This window comes from Campylobacter sp. MIT 99-7217 (assembly GCF_006864365.1).
Lineage (GTDB): Bacteria > Campylobacterota > Campylobacteria > Campylobacterales > Campylobacteraceae > Campylobacter_D.
Map to the genome: position 1 here is coordinate 147213 of NZ_QHLJ01000002.1, position 12911 is coordinate 160123.

13 protein-coding genes and 1 pseudogene are annotated in these 12911 nt (G+C 33.5%); 1 reads left to right on the plus strand and 13 read right to left on the minus strand.

The window, feature by feature from the left end:
• Position 1: 1 nt before the first annotated feature.
• A complete protein-coding gene (locus DMB92_RS02555; protein WP_260604732.1) occupies positions 2-379 on the minus strand; it encodes a methionine-R-sulfoxide reductase in 378 nt (125 codons plus the stop codon).
• Positions 380-442: 63 nt separating this feature from the next.
• Between DMB92_RS02555 and DMB92_RS02560 the strand changes: the two genes are divergently transcribed.
• A complete protein-coding gene (locus DMB92_RS02560) occupies positions 443-1258 on the plus strand; it encodes a ferritin-like domain-containing protein (protein WP_142681485.1) in 816 nt (271 codons plus the stop codon).
• Here the strand turns inward: DMB92_RS02560 and pssA are convergent.
• From pssA to DMB92_RS02620, 12 genes and pseudogenes are all read right to left on the minus strand, one after another.
• Positions 1255-1977: a CDP-diacylglycerol--serine O-phosphatidyltransferase gene (gene pssA, locus DMB92_RS02565; protein WP_142681486.1), complete on the minus strand. Its 723-nt coding sequence runs from the start codon at positions 1975-1977 to the stop codon at positions 1255-1257. The two genes, DMB92_RS02560 and pssA, sit on opposite strands and share 4 nt — an antisense overlap.
• An 8-nt stretch (positions 1978-1985) precedes the next feature.
• The gene (locus DMB92_RS02570) at positions 1986-2609 is read right to left on the minus strand and encodes a phosphatidylserine decarboxylase (RefSeq protein WP_142681487.1); all 624 of its coding nucleotides are present in this window, start codon (positions 2607-2609) and stop codon (positions 1986-1988) included.
• A complete protein-coding gene (gene ftsH, locus DMB92_RS02575) occupies positions 2609-4531 on the minus strand; it encodes an ATP-dependent zinc metalloprotease FtsH (RefSeq protein WP_142681488.1) in 1923 nt (640 codons plus the stop codon). Before ftsH ends, DMB92_RS02570 begins: the two co-directional genes overlap by 1 nt.
• Complete coding sequence (locus tag DMB92_RS02580; protein ID WP_142681489.1) at positions 4531-5364, minus strand: 50S ribosomal protein L11 methyltransferase; 834 nt, start codon at positions 5362-5364, stop codon at positions 4531-4533. Before DMB92_RS02580 ends, ftsH begins: the two co-directional genes overlap by 1 nt.
• 27 nt (positions 5365-5391) lie before the next feature.
• On the minus strand, positions 5392-5781 hold the full coding sequence (locus DMB92_RS02585) for a chemotaxis response regulator CheY (RefSeq protein WP_142681490.1): 390 nt from the start codon (positions 5779-5781) through the stop codon (positions 5392-5394).
• A 196-nt stretch (positions 5782-5977) separates the two neighbouring features.
• The gene (locus DMB92_RS02590; protein ID WP_185900152.1) at positions 5978-7747 is read right to left on the minus strand and encodes a nucleoside-diphosphate sugar epimerase/dehydratase; all 1770 of its coding nucleotides are present in this window, start codon (positions 7745-7747) and stop codon (positions 5978-5980) included.
• A gap of 10 nt (positions 7748-7757) precedes the next feature.
• The gene (locus DMB92_RS02595) at positions 7758-8918 is read right to left on the minus strand and encodes an aminotransferase class I/II-fold pyridoxal phosphate-dependent enzyme (protein WP_142681492.1); all 1161 of its coding nucleotides are present in this window, start codon (positions 8916-8918) and stop codon (positions 7758-7760) included.
• Positions 8919-9489: 571 nt separating this feature from the next.
• Positions 9490-10401: an HNH endonuclease family protein gene (locus DMB92_RS09475; protein WP_312845140.1), complete on the minus strand. Its 912-nt coding sequence runs from the start codon at positions 10399-10401 to the stop codon at positions 9490-9492.
• A gap of 129 nt (positions 10402-10530) precedes the next feature.
• Positions 10531-11133: pseudogene (locus DMB92_RS09330) on the minus strand (DUF262 domain-containing protein); the annotation flags it as partial.
• 161 nt (positions 11134-11294) lie between these two features.
• Entirely contained in the window at positions 11295-11552 is a 258-nt protein-coding gene (locus DMB92_RS02610) for a hypothetical protein (protein ID WP_142681495.1), read from the minus strand.
• Positions 11549-12025 (minus strand): Panacea domain-containing protein, encoded by a 477-nt coding sequence (locus tag DMB92_RS02615; protein WP_142681496.1) that lies wholly within the window; start codon positions 12023-12025, stop codon positions 11549-11551. The genes DMB92_RS02610 and DMB92_RS02615 overlap by 4 nt, the downstream gene beginning before the upstream one ends.
• Before the next feature lie 106 nt (positions 12026-12131).
• Positions 12132-12905 carry a putative hydro-lyase gene (locus tag DMB92_RS02620; protein ID WP_142681497.1) on the minus strand — a complete coding sequence of 258 codons (774 nt, stop codon included), beginning with the start codon at positions 12903-12905 and terminating at the stop codon, positions 12132-12134.
• Positions 12906-12911: the final 6 nt, after the last annotated feature.

A 12911-nucleotide genomic window follows, 5' to 3' on the forward strand; every position in this document is an offset into this window, starting at 1 on the left:
ATCAGTCCTTAATAAAGTCTAAAGATATAGAATTAACGCAATGTCTTATGTTTTTAGGCGTAAAGCCCTCGCCCTCAAAAACATGACCTAAATGCCCCTTGCACTTTGCACAAATGATTTCTGTTCTTATGCCATCTTTATCTTTTACTCTTTTTACAGCACCCTGAATTTCATCATCAAAGCTTGGCCAACCACAGCCTGATTTAAATTTAGATTCGCTTTTATAAAGCTTTGCTCCGCATTGTTTGCACACATACACACCCTTTTCAAAGCAATCATTAAATTTTCCACTAAAAGGAGCTTCTGTGCCTTTGTATAAGATAACCCTTTTTTCTTCATCGTTGAGTTCTTTCATATTAGCTTCCTTGTTTTTGGAAATTGTAGCAGAAATTTGATAATCTTTGCGAAAAAAACTTGATATAATTCAAAACAAAGGATAAAAATGAAAAAAGAATTTTTTGAAAATTTAGAAAAAATTTTATATGCAAAAAATTTAGATGATAAATTTAGAGATTTTGATGATTTTTATGAAAATTTTAAAACTCAGAGCTTTGTTTTCAACCATGAACAAGAAGCAATCTTTAAGGAAAATTTTTATCCTAGTAAAAAAATTTTAAGCCCTCTAAAAATTAGACGCATAAAAAACGCAAATTCAAACGAGAGCTTAGCTAAGATGATTCATGCTATCGCTCATATAGAATTTTCAGCCATAAATTTAGCTCTTGATGCAAGTTATCGTTTTAAAAATCTACCCCAGAAATTTTATGAGGATTGGCTTGAGGTAGCTGATGAGGAGATCAAGCATTTTAAGCTTTTGCAAAGGGCTTTAAGGGAGCTTGGTTTTAAATATGGGGATTTTGCTGTGCATGATAATCTTGAAAATGCCCTAAAATCAACCAAAAACTCACTTGCTTTTAGAATGGGTGTTGTGCATAGGGGCTTAGAGGCTAAGGGGCTTGATGCAAATCCCTTTGTGCTTTCTAAACTTCAAAACACAAATCATCATATTAAAAGTTTATTAGAAGAAATTTTAAGCACTATCTTAAATGATGAAATCAAACATGTAAAAAAGGGGGATTTTTGGTGGAGTTTTGCAAAAAAAGATGAAGATGATTTTTTGCATCTTTGCAAGAAATTTATACAATTTAAGCTTGCCGGAAAGGTTTTAAACAAAGAAGCAAGACTTAAGGCTGGTTTTAGTGAAAAAGAACTTGAAGAACTTGAGAATTTTTATTCAAGGGATAAAACTAAAATTTAAGATTTTTTGATCTTTTTATTAGAAATGGCTAGGGTATAAATAGCTCTTAAAATCCCATATAAAACATAAGCACTAACTATAATCAGAGTGCTTTGTAAGGGAAAAACATATAAAAATGAAAAGAAGATCAGCAAAAGTATAAAAATTTTGAGCATTAAAGCCTTGTTTATGGGAATTTTTTTAAAGCTTGGATAGCGGATATTGCTCACCATAAGCAAGGATAAAATTCCTTGTGCTACAAGAAATAAAACCGCATAATCTTGCAAAAAATCATAACTAAGATATGAAAAAGTCCAAACACTACTTACCACAGCAGCCGTTGGGATAGGAAGCCCTATAAAAACAGAGGGTTCATAAGTGCCTGTAGTAACATTAAATCTTGCAAGGCGGATAGCCCCAAAAATGACAAAAAAGGCTGTGATAACAACGCCTATTTTTCCATACTTATATCCTATATTCATATAAAATAAAACCGCAGGAGCTACACCAAAAGCAACCAAATCAGCCAAAGAATCAAACTCAACTCCAAATTTAGAAGTTGTATTTGTAAGCCTTGCCACTCGCCCATCAAGCCCATCGCAAATGAGGGCTAAAATGATATAAACTAAAGCCTTTTCATATAAGCCATTTATAGAAGCTAGCACAGATAAAACACCAAAAAAGGCTGAAGTAGCTGTAAAAAGATTTGGTAAAATGTAGGCAAGATGAGGTTTATTCATGGTTTTCCTTATGAAAAATAGCCGATTAAAGAGCAGGCTTTTACGCTATCGCCAACGCCTATTTTAATCGCCGTATCCTTGGGAAGCAAAAGGCTAATGATACCATTAACACTAAAGCCAAGTTCTTCTCCGCCTTTAAATTCTGTGCTATTGTTATAAAATTTGATTTTTCTATCAAGACAACCTGCACAAATTCTAAGCCCAAATTTACGCTTTTCTTTATTTTGAGCAATGATTAATAAACGCTCATTCAAATGCAAAGGCAGATCAAATTTAGGACTTAAAAAAAGTCCATGTCTTGCTTTAATCTCTTGAATTTGCATATCTAAACTTGCTCTTATCGTGCCATTTTGATAAAAAGCATTTTTAAAATTAAGCTCGATACATTCGCCAAAATCATGATGAATAATTTGTTTTATAGATAAAAGCTCTGCGTCAATAGGCGATAAAATAGCCTTTTTATCATCGTATAAGGCTATGCGTTCAGGATTTTTATAAATCCACAAAAGAAGTAAAAATAAAAAAAATAAAACCCAAGAAAAGCTATAAAAAATCCACACAAGTATGAAAAATACAGCATAAAGACTTAAGGGAAAAATGCCAGCTCTTGAGATGAAATTTTTAATGCTCATTATGCTTCTTTTTTATTTTCTTCTTCTTGTAAGCGGGTTGAAAGATTGTTTTGCACCTCAAAATCCTTGATAATCTCACGCACCTTTGCACCCTCGATCGTTTCTTCTTCGTATAAAGCTGCGACCATAGTTTCAATAGCACCTTTATAGGTTTCAAGTGTGGCTTTAACGCCTGCATATCTTTCATTTAAGGTATTTTTAACATATTCATCTAAGGACTCTGCCATTTTATCAGAATAATCCTTAATCGTCTGTCCGCCTGTCAAAAAGGTATTTCTTTGCTTTTCAAGCACCATAAGCCCAGCGATTTCACTCATTCCATACATAGAAATCATCGCTTTGATAATATCAGTAGCCCTTTCAAGATCGTTACTTGCTCCGGTTGAAATTTCGCCTATAAATACCTCTTCAGCTCCACGCCCTCCTAAAAGCACATCAACTTCAGCCAAAAGTTCATGTTTTTGCATTAAAAACTTGTTTTCTTCAGGCGTATTTAAGGTATAGCCAAGTGCTGCAAGACCCCTTGGGATCACAGAAACCTTACTTACTTTCTTTGCTCCCTTGGTGGTTTCAGCGATCAAAGCATGTCCGCACTCATGATAGGTTACGATTTTTTTCTCTTTTTCGTTTATACGGCGTGATTTTTTCTCAAGCCCAGCAATAGCCCTTTCAACAGCTTCGACAAGATCTTTTTGTTCGACATATCTTTTGCTATCTCTTCCTGCTAAAAGCGCTGCTTCATTTATGATATTAGCAAGATCAGCTCCTGCAAGCCCAGCAGTAAGGCGTGCTACATCTTCGACCTTAACTTCAGGTGAAATTTTTACATCTTTCATATGCACTTTCAAAATATCACAACGACCCTTAAAATCAGGCTTATCAACCAAAACTTGTCTATCAAAACGCCCAGGTCTTAAAAGTGCGGCATCTAAAACCTCAGGGCGGTTTGTAGCGGCTAAAACGATGACAGGAGAGCTTTCTGTGCCAAAGCCGTCCATTTCGGCTAAGAGCTGATTTAAGGTTTGTTCTCTTTCATCATTTCCACCCATCATAGCCCCAGCTGCACGGCTTTTTCCTATGGCATCAATCTCATCGATAAAAACAATAGCCGGAGCTTCTTTTTTGGCATTTTCAAAAAGATCACGCACTCTACTTGCTCCAACGCCTACAAACATTTCTATAAAAGATGAACCTGAAACGCTAAAAAACGGCACATCAGCTTCTCCGGCAACAGCCTTTGCAAGCAGGGTTTTACCAGTGCCCGGAGGTCCTACAAGTAAAAGACCTTTTGGGATTTTCGCACCTAAATTTATATATCTTTCAGGGTGTTTGAGAAAATCAACGATTTCTTTTACCTCTTCTTTGGCTTCCTCAACGCCAGCTACATCGCTAAATTTAACCTTTGGCTTTTCAGAATTTACAAGCTTTTTGGAACTTCCTATGCCAAGTATTGAACTGCCCATATTTCTTTGCATTCTACTTGCTAAAAACATCCAAATTCCAAAGAAAATGAAAATCGGCAAGACCCAAGAAAATAGTATATCAGTAAACCAATTTGTTTCAGAATATGCTCCATAAGAGATTTTCTTCTCATCAAGCAAAGGAATGAGTGTTGGATCAGTACTTACTTTTTTTGCAATGAAAGTTGTATTTTGATTTGACAAAGCTCTAATGCTTGTTTGACCTATGCTTACCTGAGTGATCTGGTTGCTTTCGATAAGCTTTTTAAGTTCTGAATAAGGGATATTTTTGGTTGCACCACCAGAGCCTATCCCTCCTAGACTTGATTCTGAGCTATCTACAAAAGTTTTGAAAAGCAATATAGCTATGATCGCAAAGATTGCAAAAACTAAAATAGGATTTTTGTTGAAAAAATTATTGTTATTATTTTGTTGAGGATTATTTTTTTGATTATTGTCCATTATTTTTCCTTTCTATAAACTAAGCTTAACCATTCATTTTGCCTAAGAACCTTGATTAAATTAAGATCCTTAAAAGCTTCTTGAACTCTTTGTTCGTATTTATCCAAGATCCCTGAGAGGATTAAAAAAGAATTTATCTTGAGTGTGGATTTGAGTTCATCTTTGAGATTTAAAATCACATCAGCGATTAAATTTGCAATCACAAGATCGTATTTATCGTAGTTTTTACTGATACTACCTTGCCAAATTTTATCAAGAAAGACTTTATTAAGCTTTGCATTAGCTAAAGTGCTTTGAATGGCTAGTTCATCAGTATCGCAAGCCTCAGTTTTGCAACCAAGTTTAGCTAAAACTATGCTTAAAATTCCACTTCCACAGCCAATATCTAAGGCTTTCATATCTTTTTTTGCAAATTCTTGCAAAAGCTCGATACAGGAATTTGTGCTTTCATGATGTCCAGATCCAAAGGCTAGGGCAGGATCTATTTGAACATTGATCAAATTTTTTTCAGGTTTTTGCCAAGAACTATGGATATAAATATCATTGATTTTTATGGGCTGGACATTCTTTTTATACTCTTCAATCCAGTCTTTATTTTGTTTTTGAGTTAAAGAGGTATCAAAGTAAAAATCCTCATTAAAAGTTTCTTTGAGTTTATCCTTGAACAAATCAACAGCCCAAGCAAGCTCGTTAAGATTTTCTGTAGATCTTATATAAATATTTTCATTTTCCTCTTCTACAGCTTCTACACCAAATTCAAAAACGAAATCAATAAACACGCTAGTGTATTTTTTATCAACTTTAAGGCAGAGTTCATTATAAGAATCTAACATTATATTTATTTGCCCCTAAGAGTTTACTCAAGAGCTGGTTTCTCCTGAGCCAATGCCTAACACATCTTCAAGTTTTTCTTTAAGAACTTGAGGCGTAAAAGGCTTTACGATATAGTTATTAACCCCTGCTTTAAGTGCAGTGATAACCTCAGCCTTTCCACCCTCAGTCGTAACCATGATAATAGGCATGTCCTCGTATTTTTTTTCTGCTCGTATTTTTTTAACAAGGTCTAAGCCATTCATTTCAGGCATATTCCAATCCGTAATAACAACCTTAATATCATCATTTTTTTCAAGCAAATCCCACGCTTCAACCCCGTGTTCAGCCTCAAGAATATCATTATGCCCCAGTTTTTCAAGAGTATTTTTAATGATCCTTCTCATAGTAGAGCTATCATCAACGACAAGTAGTTTCACATTTCTTCCTTTCGCTTTTAACAAAAATATAATAAAAACTTTTTTGTAATTTTACACTTTTAAAACTTATTGAAAGTTAAAAGTATAAAATTAAAGCAAATATTTTATCATATATATGATTAAAATTTAAAGATAATTTTTCATTCTACAATAATTTAGTAAATATCATAAAAGTTATATTTTGGGCTTTTGTTAATTATTTTCCTTCTTTATTATGCCTAAACTCAGGCACGATCTCTTGCAAAAGCTCTTCAGGTTTTTGGCTCGTTATAAGGGCTTTAATTTGCTCATTTAAGAGCTTTAGATTAGCCCTTTGGCTCGTCGTTACAAAAATGCTTTCATACTTGGTTTTAACATCTTTTTCGTTGATCAAAAGCTCTTCAAAAAGCTTTTCGCCCTTTCTTAAGCCACTGATTTTGATCTCTAGATTATTTTTGTTTGAAAGCATGAGCATTTTTTTAGCTAGATCCATGATTTTTACAGGCTCTCCCATATCAAGTACGAAAAGTTCTCCACCCTTAGCCAAGCTTGCAGCCTGCAAGACAAGTTGCACAGCCTCACTAACAAGCATAAAATACCTAACGATATCAGGGTGAGTAAGGGTCAAAGGCTCATTTGCTTCAATTTGTGCCTTAAATTTAGGAATCACGCTTCCACTTGATCCAAGTACATTGCCAAAGCGAACACTTGCAACCTCAAAATTTTCATCACTCAAACTTAGGGTATAAATTTCACAAACCCGCTTCGAACAACCCATTATACTCGTAGGTCTTACGGCTTTATCCGTACTTATCATCACGAATTTTTTAACCTTATGCTCTTTAGCACTATCACATAAAATTTTCGTGCCTAGGATATTGTTAATGATAGCTGAGTGCGGGTTTTGCTCGCATAAAGGCACATGTTTATAAGCTGCTGCGTGCAAGATAAGATCGATTTTGTTTTGACTTAAAAGCTCATCAAGAGCGGTTTTATCAAGTATGCTCATTAAAACAGGTGTGATTTTTTCCTTAAATTTGCTTAAATCTTCGTTGATTTTATAAAGATTAAATTCGCTATGATCAAGCATAAAAAGGTGCTTTGCACCAAATTGAATGCACTGCTTGCAAAGCTCGCTTCCTATCGTTCCACCAGCCCCACTTACCAAAACGACCTTGTCCTTTAAGAACTCCGCCACGCCAGCAGCGTCTAAATCCTTTGGCTTGCGTGCGAGTAAGTCTTCGATGCTGATATCTCTTGCTTCATTTCTAGTAAAAGAAAAGATCTTTACATCACTGATCCCATAGCTTATAAGCTCATCAAAAAGCGTTTTTAAGTCCTCTCTATCAAGCTTTAGAGCAATGATAGCTGTTTTTACGCCATTTGCGACATAGTCTTTGATCTTGCTTTTTTCTTCCACTATGAAGTTATCACAATAAGTTCCCACAAGCTCCTTTCTTGCGTCCATCACAGCCACAGGGTAAAGCCCTAAAGAGCCTTCCTTAGCGCCCTTTAACAAATGCAAAGCCTTAGAAGTAGCACCTATGAGTATGCAAGGCGTTTCAGCGTCTTTAAATTTAGAGTTTTTAAAATCCACAAACATTCTTTTAGAAATTCTTAAAGTCCCTATAAAAAGATAGCTCAAAACAAAATCAATACCCACAACACTTCTTGGAAAGGGATTAAAAAAATCCGAAAAAAAGTAAAAAATTCCCAAAAAAACAAGCTCAGCCAAGGCTAAAGCGATGAAAATTTTTCTTGCTTCATTGAGAGAAAAAAACCTCCAAGCCACCTTATAAATTCGAAAAGCAAACAAAAATAAAAGCTTTAAAACAAGCAAAATCACGCCTGCTTTTATCATTCCCTCATAAAAAATTTGCGGAATCTCTCCGCTAAATCTCAGTTCAAAGGCTAAAAAAGTTGCAAGCAAGCACAAAAGCACATCAGCACTTAAGAAAAACACAAGGCGTCCGGTTTTGCGAAACATAAAGTTCATTTTAAGCCCTTAAGCTCTTTAAAATAAGCGTTGAAATCTCTTTGACATCGTCTTTGCTCATCGCCGTTGCACTTGGAAGGCAAATTCCTTTGCTAAAAAAAAGCTCGCTGTTGCCGTTAAGATAGGCACTTTCGCCCTCAAAAACCTTTTGCATGTGCATAGCTTTCCACAAAGGACGGCTTTCAATGCCAAGATTTTTAAGATCCTCGATGAGCCTTGAAATTTTAGGATCTAAAGCGATTTTTTTTTGCACACAAAAATCTTTCTTTTCATAAGCAAAAAGTTCGTTTTTATCAAGCCCCAAAAAAGCCACGCTTAGCCAGCGATTTGCCCTCTCATCATCAAGCTCAGGCACAAAACTAAGTTCATCGCCCAAAAATTCCACATACCATTCATAAATTTGACGCTTTTTAAGCACCCTTTCTTCTAAAACCTCCATTTGAGCCACGCCAATAGCACCTAAAACATTGCTCAAGCGGTAATTATACCCATAGTCTAAATGCTCATAATGCAAGCAGTTTTCACGCGCTTGCGTGCTGTAAAATCTAGCCTTTTCAAGCTTAGTTTTATCAGGGCTTATGAGCATTCCGCCTCCACTTGTTGTGATGATTTTGTTTCCATTAAAAGAATAAACGCCAAATTCCCCAAAAGTCCCCAAAGCCTTGCCTTTATAAAAGCTTCCCAAGGCTTCAGCCGCATCTTCTATCAAGATGAGATCATTTTCCTTGCAAATTTGCAAAATCTCATCTATTTTGCTCGCATTTCCATAAAGATGAGTTAAAATGAGGGCTTTAGGCTTTTTAGGGCTTGTTTTAAGGGCAAGCTTGAGTAAATTTACATCAAGGTTTAAACTCTCATCACAATCAATAAAAATGGGCTTTGCTCCAAGGTATTTTATCGGTGCAACTGAGGCGATAAAGGTGCAAGATGAGGCTAGCACGGTGTCATTTTGCTTTACTCCAGCAACTCTTAAGGCTAGATGAAGGGCTGCGGTGGCTGAATTTAGCGCTAGGGCGTTTGGGGTTTTGGTGTAGGCTTTGATACTTTCTTCAAAGCGATTCACAAACTCGCCTAAGGGTGCTATATAGTTGCTTTCAAACACTTCTTTGATGTAGTCAAGCTCCTTGCCGCTCATGTGAGGTGGGGAGAGAAAAAATTTCATCGTTTTTCCTTTTTGGGAGGCTAAATTTCGTGTGATTGTAGCAAATAAACCTTGCTTAATAGCTAACAATATAAATGATAAATAAATTTAAGATTTTGAAAATTTGGGGGTAAAAAATAAAGATTTAAGCTTTTTGGGCTTAAATCTTTTTGAAAGTTAACAAAGGATTTGTCGCTAATTATAATAAAGTATGGTAGATTTTTGGGGCTAAAAATATTTATTTAACTATAAAAACTCGGTTGAATTTAGTTAATTATTAGGATTAATACTTATAGAATGAATTTATAAGCTTCAAAGATAATATTATTGAAAAATAATTTTGCTCTTACTAAAAAATTATCAGAATTCAAAGGCATTTAAAAAAGAAGTTCTTACCTACAACTTAAAAAATAAAAGCTTCATTCTTCGGCAAAATGAAGCCCCGTAAATTAATTGAAATAGAATATAAAAAATTGAAGATAAAAAACTTTACGCAATCATTACTAAAAGTTAATAAGGATAACCTTTTTAGGCTGTCTTAAGCCTTATTAACTTCTGTTTTGATTTATTCTATCATATTTGCCATTATGGTTTAAACTTCTACAAACTTTTTTATCCTATTATAAATGTTTTTGTTTCTATTTTTTATATCCTCTTTATCCCATATTTTTTTATCTCTATTACCTAGCTCTTTGACTTCTTTTAGGTTAATATCTTTTTTATACTCCTCTTGTTTTTTAGCAAAAAAATTATTTATACATTTTATATTTGATTTTTTATTTAGCAGAACCTTATTGCCGATTTGCTCCAAATAATCCTTATGTGTATCTTCATCCCACCCATTAAAATTCGCATCTTGCCACGCTTTAGGCAGGATATGTTCTATCTCTAACTTGCTACTTATATCGTGAGTAAAATTATCATAAATATAAGAATCTAGCAGTAAAATATACTTCATTTTTTTAGCATTTGTGGAATCAAAAGTCTTGCAAAAGCTCTCCTCAGAATCTGGCATTTTATAGCCTTGATTTATTTCTATATTTCGCTCATTTAGTATATCGACATTAACTTTGTAGATTATTTTATCTATCACACTTGAAGTACCTTGTTCGTGTAAATAGGGCAGAGTTATGATTTTTATAAGTTTTAATAAATTTATTTCAAAATCCTCACTAAAAGCATCTTTATCAAATTCCTCCTTTTCAAAATATTTCCTATTTTTCCACACAAGTGAGCTTACAAAGCTTTTCCAACCCACATTTTGAAACACATCTAAAACTCCCATATACCTACAACAAAGTTCATTTAAATAATTTTCATAATTTATCCAAAATTTACTCAAATTCACAATAAAAGGCATAGTAAAATCTTTATACAGCCACCCATCATTAGCTCCATAGCAAACTTTCTTTTTGAAGTTTGTATTAGATTTTTTAGTAAAAAAATCTAATACACTAGGCGTAGTGGTATCAGAATCTTTATTAATAGCACGAATAATGTGCATGTATTGTAAAAATAAAAAATCTAAATCTTTAATTCTATCACTATCCTCAACACTAGATTCTAATTCACGCCAAACTTGTGCAAAATCTTTTCTTTCATTTTCGCTTTTAGATTTGTAAATATAGCCCTTTAAAATATCCGCATTAGCAAGTGGCAAACCACGAGAATTAAGTGTATTAAAAATAGTCATAGCAGAATCTTGGCTATCACAAGACACAAATAGGATAAAAAGATTTCTCCCAAGCATAAACTTACAAAAATTTATCCAATCGCTAGAGCGTTTTTGTTTAAAATCTTGCAATTTATCAAAGAAATATACATAATTTTTTGCATAATTTGACTTATTTTTTCTTAAATCTTCTAAATCTAGCTTATCACTTAGAATCTTATGTAATATTTCATTATCATTGTCTGTTGCTACTTGGCTTTTTAAATGTCTTTTATCAAATAAAAAACATTCATTATCCATATCAAATTCCTAAATACATTTACCAAAAGCCTTTGTGTATTCAACTCTAGCATTTTGACTTTCAGTTTTAAAACATTGATAAATAGCTCTAAAAAGCATAGTTAAAGTAGTGATTCTTTGCTGTCCATCTATCACCTCAAAACTAACATCATCACTTGAATGCACGATAATAGAACCTAAAAAATATTCTTTTTCCTCGCTATCACTAAAAGCATCCTGTATATCATTCCACAAAGTCTCACATTTATCAACTTCCCATCTATATGGTCTTTGATAAAAATGATGAAGATGTTTTTGTAACTGCCCCTATGATCAGTCCACTTAGAATGCACTATAAAAAGCTTTTTTACACAGAAATAAAAACTAAGATTTGGATTTAATTATGGGAGGGCTTAGAATGTTTGGTAAAATCAACTCCCACCCTTTTAAATCATATCTTTAAGATTTTTTAGCAAAAACCTACTTAAAAAGTGCTTAGCTTTTTTTGTATCTTCACAAAGAAAGCTAAAATCTAATCCGTCTAAAAAAGAATCTAAATCTTTTTTACACAAAGCAAAAACATTTTTATCGCTAAGTGGAAGCAAAAGCTTTTTAAGTATCTTTTCTTGTTCTTTGTTTAGCTTTACTTCTAGAGCTAATTCAAAATAAACTATAAGCGTTTTAAAACCTATAAAACCGCTCATAAATAAGCTTTAGCCTCTTTTTTAATTTGCTCTTTAAAAAAGCTTTTTATGCTTTCAAGTGGAATTTCTTGTGTATTGTATTCTAAATAGTAGTCCTTATATGGCTTTTCGCTGTGAGTTTTCATAACTAAATCCCAAGCACTAAAGGAATTGTATTTTTTATAAAAAAAAGGTAAAAAATCTAAATGCTCCTCAGTATAAACGCTTGAATTGAAGCTTTCAAGCTCTTTAAAATCAATAGCTAAATCATGATAAATTTTAAATTTATCATAAATACTTTTTACAACGGGACCAAATTTCCAAGCTTCTATTTTTTCTAAAAACAAAGGCTTATCATAAAGTGCTAGAAAATGTCCTTGTGCGTAATAAAGCAATTTTTGCATTTTAAGATTTGATATAATATCTCCAGCATTATCTTTTTTTGCTAAAAATAAAAAATAAAGTGCGACATCAAAAGCTTTTAAAGTTTTCATTATTTTTCCTTTTTTTTATTTTAATGTATTTTTCTTAAATTTTTCCTTGACATTGTAAAAATACCTTAAAATCAAAGAAAATTTAAATAAAAATTAAATTTAAACCCTACTCAAATTTATACATTAAATCCTCATTAAGCACATCACTGATAAACATGAAACCCGGTGCATGCGTGATAGCAAAAGGAAGCTTTGCATTCATTAAAGCAATCTGGGGCGTAACCCCACAAGCCCAAAATACAGGAATTTCTCCCTCATTGATCACAGGCACATCGCCAAAATCAGGTTTATAAATGTCCTTAATCCCTAGCTTTTGAGCATCTCCTATTTGTATGGGTTCGCCGTGTACCTTTGGAAAGGCTTTTGTGATTTCATAAGCCTTTTGTGCATCCTTTGGGCTAAAAGGACGCATGGAAACGACCATTTCTCCATGAAAAATACCAGCTTTTTTGCATTGAATATTTGTTTTATACATACTTACATTGCGTTTAAAACTGATATGTCTTAACTCTAAACCCTCTTTTTGCAAAGCCTCTTCAAATGAAAAACTACACCCTAACAAAAAACCCACCAAATCATCACTATAATACTTGCTCACATCAAATTCTTCCCTTGTTTTTACCCCATTTTCATAAATAAAATACTTAGGGATATCTGTATAAATATTTGCATGATGAGCAATTTTTTGCGTAAATTTACCCTCTACTATCTCGAGCAAAGGGCAAGCTTTTGCATTGAGCTTACAAAATTCTTCAAAATCCTTAGCATACTCTTTTGACAAAATCACTAAATTTGCCTGAGCATAACCTAAAGCCATACCTGAGGTTTGAGCTTTAAGCTCTTGTTTGGCTATTTTTTCTCTTAATTCTTTAGGATTCATTTTCCT

Coding starts and splice junctions, on each gene's coding strand:
- DMB92_RS02560 (WP_142681485.1), top strand. CDS start 443: ATGAAAAAAGAATTTTTTGAAAATTTAGAAAAAATTTTATATGCAAAA.
- pssA (WP_142681486.1), bottom strand. CDS start 1,977: ATGAATAAACCTCATCTTGCCTACATTTTACCAAATCTTTTTACAGCT.
- DMB92_RS02570 (WP_142681487.1), bottom strand. CDS start 2,609: ATGAGCATTAAAAATTTCATCTCAAGAGCTGGCATTTTTCCCTTAAGT.
- ftsH (WP_142681488.1), bottom strand. CDS start 4,531: ATGGACAATAATCAAAAAAATAATCCTCAACAAAATAATAACAATAAT.
- DMB92_RS02580 (WP_142681489.1), bottom strand. CDS start 5,364: ATGTTAGATTCTTATAATGAACTCTGCCTTAAAGTTGATAAAAAATAC.
- DMB92_RS02590 (WP_185900152.1), bottom strand. CDS start 7,747: ATGTTTCGCAAAACCGGACGCCTTGTGTTTTTCTTAAGTGCTGATGTG.
- DMB92_RS02595 (WP_142681492.1), bottom strand. CDS start 8,918: ATGAAATTTTTTCTCTCCCCACCTCACATGAGCGGCAAGGAGCTTGAC.
- DMB92_RS09475 (WP_312845140.1), bottom strand. CDS start 10,401: ATGCACATTATTCGTGCTATTAATAAAGATTCTGATACCACTACGCCT.
- DMB92_RS02610 (WP_142681495.1), bottom strand. CDS start 11,552: ATGAGCGGTTTTATAGGTTTTAAAACGCTTATAGTTTATTTTGAATTA.
- DMB92_RS02615 (WP_142681496.1), bottom strand. CDS start 12,025: ATGAAAACTTTAAAAGCTTTTGATGTCGCACTTTATTTTTTATTTTTA.
- DMB92_RS02620 (WP_142681497.1), bottom strand. CDS start 12,905: ATGAATCCTAAAGAATTAAGAGAAAAAATAGCCAAACAAGAGCTTAAA.